The 11,991-nt window shown below is 63.8% G+C and carries 8 protein-coding genes; 5 read left to right on the forward strand and 3 right to left on the reverse strand.

The window, feature by feature from the left end:
* The first annotated feature begins 422 nt into the window (after positions 1-422).
* Positions 423-2,339 (forward strand): AI-2E family transporter, encoded by a 1,917-nt coding sequence (locus HV796_RS05660; RefSeq protein WP_175225473.1) that lies wholly within the window; start codon positions 423-425, stop codon positions 2,337-2,339.
* A 309-nt stretch (positions 2,340-2,648) separates the two neighbouring features.
* On the opposite strand, the gene HV796_RS05665 is transcribed toward HV796_RS05660, so the two are convergent.
* Positions 2,649-4,796 (reverse strand): phosphocholine-specific phospholipase C, encoded by a 2,148-nt coding sequence (locus HV796_RS05665; RefSeq protein ID WP_175225474.1) that lies wholly within the window; start codon positions 4,794-4,796, stop codon positions 2,649-2,651.
* Between the two features lie 65 nt (positions 4,797-4,861).
* Positions 4,862-5,206 carry a hypothetical protein gene (locus tag HV796_RS05670; protein WP_175225475.1) on the reverse strand — a complete coding sequence of 115 codons (345 nt, stop codon included), beginning with the start codon at positions 5,204-5,206 and terminating at the stop codon, positions 4,862-4,864.
* Positions 5,207-5,491: 285 nt separating this feature from the next.
* Here HV796_RS05670 and HV796_RS05675 point away from each other — a divergent pair, with 285 nt between their 5' ends.
* From HV796_RS05675 to glgA, 3 genes are all read left to right on the forward strand, one after another.
* Positions 5,492-5,971: a response regulator gene (locus HV796_RS05675; RefSeq protein ID WP_175225476.1), complete on the forward strand. Its 480-nt coding sequence runs from the start codon at positions 5,492-5,494 to the stop codon at positions 5,969-5,971.
* A 97-nt stretch (positions 5,972-6,068) separates the two neighbouring features.
* Positions 6,069-6,659 (forward strand): BPSL1445 family SYLF domain-containing lipoprotein, encoded by a 591-nt coding sequence (locus HV796_RS05680; RefSeq protein WP_175225558.1) that lies wholly within the window; start codon positions 6,069-6,071, stop codon positions 6,657-6,659.
* A 397-nt stretch (positions 6,660-7,056) separates the two neighbouring features.
* Entirely contained in the window at positions 7,057-8,730 is a 1,674-nt protein-coding gene (glgA, locus tag HV796_RS05685; protein WP_175225477.1) for a glycogen synthase GlgA, read from the forward strand.
* Between the two features lie 3 nt (positions 8,731-8,733).
* On the opposite strand, the gene glgX is transcribed toward glgA, so the two are convergent.
* The gene (glgX, locus tag HV796_RS05690) at positions 8,734-11,007 is read right to left on the reverse strand and encodes a glycogen debranching protein GlgX (RefSeq protein WP_175225478.1); all 2,274 of its coding nucleotides are present in this window, start codon (positions 11,005-11,007) and stop codon (positions 8,734-8,736) included.
* A gap of 559 nt (positions 11,008-11,566) precedes the next feature.
* On the opposite strand from glgX, the gene HV796_RS05695 reads away from it, so the two are divergent.
* Positions 11,567-11,983, forward strand: coding sequence for a response regulator (locus HV796_RS05695; RefSeq protein ID WP_281369761.1), 417 nt, complete (start codon positions 11,567-11,569; stop codon positions 11,981-11,983).
* Positions 11,984-11,991 lie beyond the last annotated feature (8 nt).

Raw genomic sequence — 11,991 nt, forward strand, 5'->3', positions numbered from 1 at the left:
TCATGGTCGGTCACTTGTCATGAAAGAAGATGCCAGCATATCGGCAGGTTGCAACGCTTTCTTTAGCAACGGCTTAACGGCGCGACAAAGCATGCTGTCGCTACAGCACGCTCGCCGAACGGCGCGAAACGCGTCGAACGCCATCCAGCGCGATCAATCCGACAAAAACGTCGCACCGCGTAAGCCAAACGTCGCGAGTAAATTTGCGGCGGCCGTTTCGCTTTTATGCATCGCACATCGGCGCGCGTTGCGTGTCTCACAGCCGGCGTAGACTGAACGCAGGCGCTTGAATGGCCTGCACACGCACAGTGCGCGATACGTGCCAGGCGCATGTCTTGCTTGATGCATGAGGCCGTCCGCGAAAACGAAGCGCATTCTCGAACGATACCGAGCGAAGCCGCCCGCGCCGCACCTGGATCATCATGAAACTGCCGCTACCGCCGCAACGACCGTCGAATCGCGTCTACCCGCCAGGCGTGCCCGGCATGCTCGGGCTGACGTCGACGATTACCGCCGTCGTGGTGGTTTGCGGCCTGTATTTCGGCCGCGAAGTGCTGATGCCGATCACGCTGGCCGTGCTGTTGAGCTTTCTGCTCGCCCCGCTCGTCGGCCTGCTCAGACGCCTGCGCTTCGGACAATTGCCATCGATCTTCGTCGCGGTGCTGGTCGCGCTGGTTACGCTGCTCGGCATCGGCACGCTGATCGCCGCGCAGGTCGCGCAGCTCGCCGGCTCGCTGCCGCAATATCAGGCGGCGATCGAATTGAAGATCGAGACCGTGCAGGAAAAGACCGTCGGCCGCGCCGACGCACTACTGGCACGCGCGGCCAGCGCGCTCGCGCGCGTGACGCCCGATCGTCCGCCGAATCCGCCGCACGAAGCCGGCCGCACGTCGAAGCCGTCGGCTGCCGCACCGATGCCGGTCGAAGTGCACGAACCGATGCCTTCGCCGCTGCAACTCGCACAAAGGGTGTTCTCGCCGGTGGTCGGCCCGCTCGAGACCATGTTCATCGTGCTGGTCGTGACGATCTTCATCCTGTTGCAGCGCGAAGATCTGCGCGACCGGCTGATCCGCCTGTTCGGCGCGCGCGACCTGCACCGCACGACCACGGCCATCAACGATGCGGCGACGCGGCTCTCGCGCTACTTTGTCGCGCAATTGGGAGTCAATGTCGGCGCGGGCTCGCTGATCGCGGTCGGACTCGCGATTATCGGCGTGCCGGGCGCGCTGCTGTTTGGCGTGTTGACCGCGTTACTGCGCTTCGTGCCTTACATCGGTACATGGATCGCCGCGCTGCTCGCCGTGATTCTCGCCGCCGCGATCCAGCCGCAATGGTCGATGGCGGTCGCGACGATCGCGCTGTTCGTGGTCGTCGACGTGGTCGCGGGGCAAGTGGTCGAGCCGCTGCTCTACGGGCATAGCTCGGGGCTGTCACCGCTCGCAGTGGTGGTCGCCGCGATCTTCTGGAGCTGGCTGTGGGGACCGGTGGGCCTCGTGCTGTCGACGCCGCTGACGCTGTGTCTCGTCACACTCGGCCGCTATGCGGAGCGCCTCAAATTCCTCACCGTGCTGCTCGGCGACCAACCCGCGCTCACGCCGGCGCAGAATTTCTACCAGCGTCTGCTCGCCGACGATCCGCTCGAAGCGGTCGCACAGGCTGACCGGCTGCTCAAGGAGATGCCGCTCGTGCAGTACTACGACGACGTGGCGCGCGAAGGTCTGCGACTCGCGCGCAACGACGCGCTGCGCGGCGTGTTCACGCCCGATCAGCTCACCCGGATGAACGAGACGCTGCTCGATATCGTCGAGAACCTCGAACAGGCGCCCGAGTCGCCGCCCGCAGCAGCGCCGTTGCAGCCGCAGGCCGAAGGCGACGCGCCAGCGGCGCACACAGGTGGGGCGAACCCGCAAGCGCAGTGGCAGCCGGGCATGCGCGTCGTATGTATCGCGGGACGCGGTGCGTTCGACGATGTGGCCAACGCCATCGCCGTGCAATTGCTGGGCTACCGCGGCCTGCCTGTCTCCGCCGCGCAGTACGCGCAGCTCAGGAAAGGCAGCATCGATTCGGCCGGCATCGAAAACACGCCGATCTTGTGCGTGGTCGCGCTCGACGCATCCGAGGCGTCGCCTTATCTGCGTAATCTGGTGCGGCGCATCCGCGAGCGCGCACCTTCCGCGTCGCTCGTGGTCGGCATCGGCGGGCTGTCGGAGCGCGACGGTGAAACCACGCTCACCGGCACCGTGAGCGCGAACAGCTTCGCGGAACTCGTCGAGCTTTGCGTGCATGCGGCGACGACCGCGGCGCCTTTACCGCCCCGGCTCGTCGAACGGACAGGCTGACGTAGGCGTTCGGCGCACGGCTCATTTTTTGGAAAGCCATTTGAAATATTGATCCGTTGGCTGACGCGGCGATTTATTAATAATTCATTGGAAGAAGCTGACGTTATTAAAACAATGTAATTCCGCCTTTTAAAAGGCGAGAGTCCGTGAATGACGTATTGTCAGCAAATTATCATTCTCTTTTTATAGAACCGTTCTACTTCATTTCCATTTCCGGCTGACGCATCCGGATGCGTCAGCCAGCAAGCATTCGCCCCGAAGCGATGCAAGACCGCTGCGGGGCGACATCCGCTCGTTGCAGTGCGGCTTTTACGAAGCCGTCATCACCGGCGCGACCGCAGCCGGGTCCGTGATGCTCGGCTTGCCGGTCTCGACGTGGCCCGCGAGGCGGCGCTGAAACGCCGGGTCGTCGTTATCGGTGACCGTCAGGTCGTACCAGTGGTGGCTCGACGCAAGCACGAACTTCTCTTCGACCGTCTCGTTCTGCGGCACGATCACCGGACGCGCGAGCGCGCCGTACGCATTGTCGGACACCGACAGACGCGCATTCGCGTTGCCCTTGTTGGTGAAGCGCAGCACCAGGTTGCCGTTCGCGACGTCGTAATGCGTCTTGACTTCGGGTATGGCCATCTTCTTCTTGCCCTTGCCCGCCGCGGCCGCCACCATGTCCGCGTTCAGATCGCCATTGAAGCGGCGCACAAAGCCATTGGGACCGTACACCGTGAACGCGTATGCGCCGTTGTTGATCGACAGGTCGAACGTTTCGGTGATCGATTTGTTCGCTTCGACCGTATAGCGCCACGGACCATCCGTGCGCAGCGACGAGTACACATAGAAGTGCGCGCCGACCGTGCCCGTGTTGCCCATCACCAGTTCCAGCACATTGCGCTTCTCGTTGACCTTGCCGTTCACATGCAGTTCGTACGGCAACGCGCGCGCGAAGCGGATGCCCGGCTCCTGCGGCACGATCGGGCCCGGCACCGCGGGCACGACGGGCTTCGGCTGCGTCGCGCACTGGTTGTCCGCGATCGACTTGTAGTTGCTGGTGTCGGGCAGCGCCGGCATCGTCGCATCGGGCGTACGGAAGTCGAAGGCCGAGGTCAGGTCGCCGCACACCGCACGGCGCCATTTGGTGATGTTCGGCTCTTTCACGCCAAAACGCGCTTCGATAAAGCGGATCACCGACGTGTGGTCGAATACCTCCGAGCACGCGAAGCCGCCCTTCGTCCACGGCGACACGATCGTCATCGGCACGCGCGTGCCGAGACCATACGGCAGGTTGTCGACCGTGTAGTTGCCGCCACGGCCGGCCGGGTTGATCACATTGTGGATCTCGCCTTCGGTCGTGACCGTCGACAGACCCTGCGCGCGCGTGGTCGGCACTTGCGGCGGCGGCACGTGATCGAAGAAACCGTCGTTCTCGTCGTACATGATGAAGAGCACCGTCTTGCTCCACACCTCCGGGTTCGACGTCAGCGCGTCGAGAATCATCGACGTGTACTCCGCGCCGTACGCGGGCGTGTACGACGGATGTTCCGAGTACGCGGCCGGCGGGCACAGCCACGACACCTGCGGCAGCTTGTTCGCGAGCACATCGGACTTCAGGTCGTCGATCGTGCGCACGGTCTGCGCGCGCTGGTACAGCGACGAGCCCGGCTGCGCATTGATGAAGTTCGCGAAGTTCTGCAGGATGTTCGTGCCGTAGTTGCCATTCAGCGGATCGCTGCCATTCAGCCCTTGCTGGTAGACCTGCCACGAGATGCCCGCTTTATCGAGGCGCTCCGGATACGTGGTCCACGACAGCAGTTGATACTTCGGCGGCCCGTCGCCATCGACAAAGTCATTGTTGTCGAGCAGCGGGCCGCCTTGCGTGCCGGTCGGGTCGACCATACCGGTCATCAGGTACGCGCGGTTCGGGTGCGTCGGCCCGGGCATCGAGCAGTAGTACGCATCGCAGACAGTGAACGCATCGGCCAGCGCGTAGTGAAACGGAATGTCGGTACGCAGGTGGTAGCCCATCGTCATGTCCGTCTTGTTCGCGGGCCACTGGTTGTAGACGCCGTTGTTGATCGCGGCGTGCGTCGGATACCAGTTGTGGTCGAGGTCGCCGAGACACTGCGCGCTGGTCGTCAGTGTGTCGAGGTGAAACGGCAATACCGGCTTGGTCGGGTCCTCCTTCGACGGCTGGAACCACACCGGGTTGCCACCCGGCAGCGGGATCGGGAAGCGGTCGTTATAACCGCGCACGCCACGCATATGGCCGAAGTAGTGGTCAAAAGAACGGTTCTCCTGCATGAACACGACGATATGCTCGATATCGTTGATCGTGCCCGTGCGCGATGCGGCCGGAACGGCGAGCGCCCTGCGGATCGAGTCCGGCAGCGCGGTCATCGCAACGGCCGCGCCGGCGGATGAAGCAACGGTTTGTAGAAAACGGCGGCGGCTATTTGCAGTCATGGTTTTGTCACCTACTGGCGGGGGGGAATGGCGGCTGCACCTGATGCGCAAGCGTCAGGCGTGAATCAGTTGTTGCTGCTGTCGTCGGGTGCGTAGCGCATCACCGGCGCGACCTGTTGCGCATCGGCTGCGATACTCGCCTGTGCGCTGGCGACCGCGCTGCCCGGCGCGGCATTGGTCAGTGGCGGCGCCTGCAATTGCGCAAGCGGTACGGATGCGCCCGCCGATAGTTGCAGCGCGGCGCTTTGGTAACGGGACGGACTTTGTCCGAAATCGGCCGATTCACCGGTTACGGACGCTTTGTTGGCCGCGTCCGTGTTGCCCGAGTCCGCACCGCATGCCGCGAGCATCAAGCTCGTGAGCAGAGCGACACATGCCGCTCCCCGCTTCGCGCGATTGTCTCCGTCCATGTTCGATATCCCACTCTTTAGTCAAACCGATCATTCGCAGCGCTTGAATAAATCGCCGCGTCGTTTTCGGAATGGAGTCTCCTTATAAATTAAGAAGAATTTGTGAAATCGTTTCACGTATGCACAACCATATTTTCTAAAACCTTAAAGCGCATATTTGCCGGATCAGCGTGAATAAATCGAAAAGAAATAAAACTTTAATAATGTAATGAGCGAGCGCGCTGGGTCCGAGGCTTGCTTGACCGTGCATTTCCGCTAGCAAGCTATAAGACCAGGGAGACACGGATGAGCGCACGCACTAACCTGCAGGAAGATCAGGACGAGTTGCAATGGCGGCCGATTGGTGAGGCGCTTGCCGACCACCGCCGCGTGCTCGTCGTCGACGACTACCCGGATGCGGCCGACGCGCTGCAATGGCTGCTCAGCGCGAACGGCTTCGAGTGCCGCGCGATGCACGAAGCATTGAGCGTCTGCGTGATCGCCGCGCAATGGCAGCCGTTCGCGGTCGTGCTCGATATCGCGATGCCGGGCGTCGACGGTCTCGAGCTTGCGCGCCGCCTGCGTGCGACACCGTCGACGTCGCACATGCTGCTCATCGCGTGTACCGGTTACGCATCGCATAGCGATCGTGAACGTGCCCGTGAAGCCGGATTCGATGCGCACTGCGCGAAGCCGCTGACACCGCAGCGGTTGCTCGCGTTACTGAAGCAAGCGGTGTCGATGTCTACGGACGGGAGGACAGATGCGAAGGACGGTAAGCGTTGAACGGGACGCGAGCGCAAGCAATCGGGCACACAGCGTGCTAGGGATATCGGTGCATTCAATGCGCATCCACGCGCCTCACGCTTACAGGAGAATCATGATGCAAAGAAGAAAGTTCATTCTGACGGGCGGCGCCGCTCTCGCCGCAGGCGGCTTTGCGATGGCCGGCTGCACGACGACCTCGCCGAGTGCGGCCTCGAGCACCGCCGGCAACGTCGACAAGCGCCGCTCGATCGATCACGACGTCGATGCGACGCTGTCGCGTCTCTATTCGACGGTCAACGGTTCACACGAACTGGTCGCGAAAGCGCGCGGCGTGCTGGTGTTCCCGTCGGTCGTGCAGGCGGGCTTCGTGGTCGGCGGCGAGTACGGCACCGGCTCGCTGCGCGTCGGTGGCCATACCGTCGGCTACTACAGCACCGCGGCAGGCTCGTTCGGGCTGCAAGCCGGCGCCCAGTCGAAAGCGATCATTTTCTGCTTCATGACCCAGCAGGCGCTCGACGACTTCCGCAGTCGCGACGGCTGGGCAGTCGGCGGAGACGCGACCGTCGCGGTCGTGAAGGTCGGCGCAAACGGCAATATCGATTCGTCGACCGCGACCGCGCCGGTCCAGGCGTTCGTGCTGACCAACGCGGGCCTGATGGCCGGCGTATCGCTCGAAGGCACCAAGGTGTCGCGACTCGACATCTGATAGAGGACGCCCACACCCATGCTGACGCCGCGGCGCAATCGTCTATGTAAAAGCCGCCGCGGCGCCAAGCGGAAATTACATCCGGCACGGCAACACGCGCCGCGAAACGCATGCGCCGTTACGGCTCCCCGCAACGGCGCAAACACACGCCCATGCGCGATCGGCGTGCGCGCGGCGCGCGGCGCAACTGCGCGCCCGCCGCGGTGCGACGCGTGCCAGCCCGAAGCTCCATGGCATGTCCTTTGCGTTGCACCGCAGCGCGCGCCGCACGGCCAGCGGAACGAACCGCCGTAAGCCATCCGACGCCTTGCATCACCGGTTTGCGGATGCCTTCATCCACAGCTTCATCTCACGAATCACCCCAGCCCCTACTCTTTCCTTTCGCGCGGAGTCCATCTTGACGTTGAACGTTCTTCTCGTCGCCTCGGAGGCCATGCCACTCGCCAAAACCGGCGGCCTCGGCGATATGGTGAGCGGCTATGCGGCCGCCTTGCGCGAGGCGGGCGTCGATGTATCGATCCTGCTGCCCGCCTATCCGTCGGCGCTCGAACGTGCGGCAGGCGTGACACCCGTGTGCCGGATCAGCGGCCTGCCGGGCGGCGATGCGCGCCTGTTGCGCGCGCACATGCCCGACTCCGGCGTGCCGGTGCTGCTGCTGCAGATGGAACATCTGTTCCGGCGCGAGCACCTGTATATGGACACGCACGGCCGCGACTATCTCGACAACACGGTGCGCTTCGCATCGCTCGCCGCGGCGGCCGCTCGCATTGCGCGCGGCGTGCGCGGCGTCAAACGGCCTGATATCGTGCACGCGCACGACTGGCATGCGGCACTCACGCCGCTGATGATGAAACTCGCTGGCGTGGCCGCGAAAAGCGTATTCACGATTCACAATCTCGCGTTCCAGGGCAATTGCCCGCTCGCACTCGGCAGCTGGCTTGGCGTGCCCGACGAACTGCTCGCACCGGCGCTCAGCGACGAGCGCAGCATCGAGTTCTACCACGCGTTGAGCCCGATGAAGGCCGGCATCGTGCACGCCGATCGCGTCACCACGGTCAGCGAAACCTATGCGCGCGAAATTCTCACGTCGCGCTTCGGGCACCGGATGGAAGGCGTGTTGCAAGCGTGCTCGCACAAGCTGTCCGGCATCACGAATGGCATTGACGGCAACGCGTGGGACCCTGACACCGACCCGCACCTCGCGCGCAACTATTCGGCCACCGATGTGCGCGGCAAGCAGGCCTGCAAGCGCGATCTGCAGCAGCGTTTCGGCCTCGCGGTCGATCCGTTTGCGCCGCTCGTTGCGATCGGCAGCCGGCTCGCCGCGCAGAAACTCGCGGACGTGGTCGCCGCGGCGCTGCCGATGGCGCTTGCGCGGCATCCGCGGCTGCAGGTGACGATACTCGGCAAAGGCGACCTGCATCTCGAGCAGGCGGCACGCGCGCTGGCCGCAGTGTGGCCGCAGCGGGTCGGCGTACAGATCGGTTACGACGAAACGACTGCGCACAAGCTGCATGCCGGCGCGGACATGCTGCTGCATGGCAGCCGCTTCGAGCCGTGCGGACTCACGCAAATGTATGCGATGCGCTATGGCACGATTCCGATCGCGTCGCGGGTCGGGGGCCTTGTCGATACGATCGTCGACTACGAACCGGCACGTTCGCCCGAGCTCGGCTTGCCCGAGGACGGCGCAACCGGCTTCCTGTTCGACGGCGAAACCACGAGCGACATCACCGCGGCATTGGACCGCGCACTCGAGGCGTTCGTGCGGCCGTCTTCGTGGCATGCGCTGCAACGCAATGCGATGCAGGCGGAGTTCGGGTGGGCGCGGCCGGCCGCTCGCTACCTTCAGCTTTATGCGGAACTCACCGATGCGCGGCCGGCACAGCGCGCTCTGGACCAAACGATCGAAGCGGCAAAAGCCACGCAGGCGGCGAATGCGGGGCACGGCGTCGAGACGGTGGGACGGCGGGGCTCCACACGGCGTGCGTCGACGGCCACGCAAGGCACCGCATGGAACGGCAATGCGTCCGCGCAAGCGGTGCTCGAGGACACCGCGCGCCGCGCATGACGCCTATCCGGTGAGCCGCTCTTCGAGCCGGTCGAACACATGCTGCGTCTCGCCTTGCGCGTGCAGCGCGAACAGCAGCAGCGAGCGGCCCGTCACCTGATACACATCGCCTGAGCCGAACTCGGACAATTCGTCGCGCTCCGGCGCGTTCGTGTCGATCAGGCAGCTCCATGTGTCGCTGCCCGGCACCTCGGGCAGCGTGAAATCGACAACGTCGTGATACGCGTTGATCACCACGAGCAGCGTCGCGTCCGATGCCGGCCGGCGAATACCGCTCGCCTGCGCGCGGCCGTCGATCACCAGCCCGAAGCAGCGCATCGCCGGATCGCTCCACTGCTCGTTGGCCAGTTCCACGCCCGCGGGGCTCAGCCATTTCACGTCCTTCACTTCCAGGTCCCGGTTGGCTTCACCATCGGGTTCGGCATGGGCGTCCTTGTCGGCCACCCCATTAGCATTAGCCACCTCATCGACCTCCGGCAGCAGCGTCAGCACGCGCGTCTCGCCGGTCAGGAAGCGCCCGCGCCGCAGCACCGGCAACGCGTGACGCAGCGCCGTCAACTTGCGCACGAACGCGATCAGCGCACGGCCGCGTTCGTCGATGCCTTCCCAGTCGACCCAACTGATCTCGTCGTCCTGGCAGTACGCGTTGTTGTTGCCGTGCTGCGTGCGGCCGAACTCGTCGCCGGCGAGCATCATCGGCGTGCCTTGTGAGAACAGCAGCGTCGCGAGCATATTGCGCTTCTGCCGTTCGCGCAGCACGTTCACTTCGGGGTCGTCGGTCGGCCCTTCAACACCGCAGTTCCACGAACGGTTATGGCCGTGGCCATCGTTGTTGTTCTCGCCGTTCGCTTCGTTATGGCGATCGTTGTACGACACGAGGTCCTGCAGCGTAAAGCCGTCGTGCGCGGTGACGAAATTCACGCTCGCCCATGGCCGCCTGCCGCGCCGGTTGAAGAAATCGCCCGATGCGGTCAGCCGCGTCGCGAGATCCGCCGCGTAGCCTTCGTCGCCTTTCCAGAACGAGCGCACCGTATCGCGGAAGCGGTCGTTCCACTCGGCCCAGCCTGGCGGGAAGCCGCCGACCTGATAGCCGCCCGGCCCGCAATCCCATGGCTCGGCAATCAGCTTTGCGCTCGCCAGCACCGGGTCCTGCCGGCAACTGTCGAGAAAGCCGCCGCCTTCGTCGAAACCGTACGGCTCGCGGCCCAGAATGGTCGCGAGATCGAACCGGAAGCCGTCGACGTTCATCTCGGTCATCCAGTAGCGCAAGCTGTCGGTCACCATTTGCAGCACGCGCGGATGCGACAGGTTCAATGTGTTGCCGGTGCCGGTGTCGTTGATGTAATAGCGGTTCTGCTCCGGCATCAAACGGTAGTACGAAGCGTTATCGATGCCGCGAAACGACAGCGTGGGCCCGCGCTCGTTGCCTTCGGCGGTGTGGTTATAGACCACGTCGAGAATCACTTCGAGCCCGACGTCGTGCAGCCGGTCCACCATTTCCTTGAACTCGGCGACCACGCCCGGGCCGCGCGCGAAATAACGCGGATCGGCGGCAAAAAAGCCGATCGTGCTGTAGCCCCAGTAGTTCGTCAGGCCTTTGTCGAGCAGATAGCTGTCGTTGACGAACGCGTGGATCGGCATCAGTTCGAGCGACGTCACACCCAGGCGCCGGATGTGATCGATGACCGCTTTCTGCGCCAGACCGTCGAACGTGCCGCGCATTTTCACGGGTACGCCCGGGTGCCGCTTCGTATAACCGCGCACATGCGTCTCATAGACGATCGTGCGCTCCCACGGCACGCGAATGCGCGTCGGGTGAGTCCAGTTGAAAGTCTGATCGACCACCTCGCACTTCGGCATGTACGCGGCGCTGTCACGCTTGTCAAACGTGAGATCCGGATTGTCGCCTTTCGCGTTGAGCGTGTAACCGAACAGCGCCGGGTGCCAGCGCAGCGCGCCGACGTGCGCCTTCGCATACGGATCGAGCAGCAGCTTGTGCGGGTTGAAGCGGTGCCCCGCTTCGGGCTCGTAAGGTCCATGCACGCGATAGCCGTAGACGGTGCCCGCGGGCAGACCCGCGACATGCACGTGCCACACTTCATCGGTGTATTCCGGCAGTTCGATGCGCTCCACTTCGCGCTTGCCTCTCGTGTCGAACAGACACAGTTCCACTTTGGTCGCATGGGCGGAAAAGAGCGCGAAGTTCACGCCCTTGCCGTCCCATGTGGCGCCAAGCGGAAACGGCAAGCCTTCGGAAATGCGTCGGTCGTATGGCATGGACAGCCTTCGTTGACAAAATGCGTTGAGGTACGCGCGATATCACGCGCGGAACAAACGAGTGAGGGATGCGGGCGATCGATGTGCCGAACCGATATGCCGAACCGCGGTGGGCGCAGCAAACCGCGTGCCCGGCGCTACGCGCGCAACGCCGCATGCGGCATTGCGCAAACAGCCAAATCAGCGGATGAAATCGCACCGCGCGGCGCGTTTCGCGTCCCCTCTGACGGTGAATCCGTCAACAACCGTTGTTGCCCGGACTTACAAACAAAGATAGATTTTGCGCGCTTGCCGTACGCATTTCAGTGCGCGCACGCATGGACGGGATCGCGCAGACAGCGTGTTCAACGCAGACGCGCGTGTCGCGCGACGTTCACGTGATGGTCACGCAGGCCCTTGCAGCAGGCGTGAGCCGCCGCGGGCGCCGTTGCACGGCCTGTCGTGCAGGAAGCGGGGCAGGAGCCGGTCGGAGACCGATGGCACGCGTCATGCGTGCGGCCACTATGTTTAGGTTGCCTCAATCGCCGCATCACTCCATGCACATAATCGTAGACCGATGATGGCCACAGCACTTTCGGACACCCGCCTACCAACTATTCTCCTCATCGACGACGAACAGGATTTGCTTTCTGCGTGGGCTCTTCTGCTGGAACTGGAAGGATTTCACGTCGTCACCGCGATCGAGGCGCGCGCAGGCGTCGAACTCGCGCATCGCCTGCACCCGGCGCTGGTGATCACCGATCTGATGATGCCGGAGATGGATGGTATCGAAGTATGTCTCGCGATCAAGGCCGATCCGTCGCTCGACGATGTGCCGGTTATCTTGTGGAGCGCGTCGCCGGACATCCCGGCCAATATCCGGTGCGAATGCACGCTGCACAAGCCGGTCGCGCGCGAGACGCTGCTCGCGAGCGTGGAGACACTGTTGCATACGGCTTTCGATGCGCGGCAGCGCGGCGTGCCAATGCACCGATAGCGTCGCTC

It is taken from the genome of Paraburkholderia humisilvae (assembly GCF_902859855.1).
GTDB classification, from domain to species: Bacteria; Pseudomonadota; Gammaproteobacteria; order Burkholderiales; family Burkholderiaceae; genus Paraburkholderia; species Paraburkholderia humisilvae.

Coding starts and splice junctions, on each gene's coding strand:
- HV796_RS05660 (WP_175225473.1), top strand. CDS start 423: ATGAAACTGCCGCTACCGCCGCAACGACCGTCGAATCGCGTCTACCCG.
- HV796_RS05665 (WP_175225474.1), bottom strand. CDS start 4,796: ATGACTGCAAATAGCCGCCGCCGTTTTCTACAAACCGTTGCTTCATCC.
- HV796_RS05670 (WP_175225475.1), bottom strand. CDS start 5,206: ATGGACGGAGACAATCGCGCGAAGCGGGGAGCGGCATGTGTCGCTCTG.
- HV796_RS05675 (WP_175225476.1), top strand. CDS start 5,492: ATGAGCGCACGCACTAACCTGCAGGAAGATCAGGACGAGTTGCAATGG.
- HV796_RS05680 (WP_175225558.1), top strand. CDS start 6,069: ATGCAAAGAAGAAAGTTCATTCTGACGGGCGGCGCCGCTCTCGCCGCA.
- glgX (WP_175225478.1), bottom strand. CDS start 11,007: ATGCCATACGACCGACGCATTTCCGAAGGCTTGCCGTTTCCGCTTGGC.
- HV796_RS05695 (WP_281369761.1), top strand. CDS start 11,567: ATGGCCACAGCACTTTCGGACACCCGCCTACCAACTATTCTCCTCATC.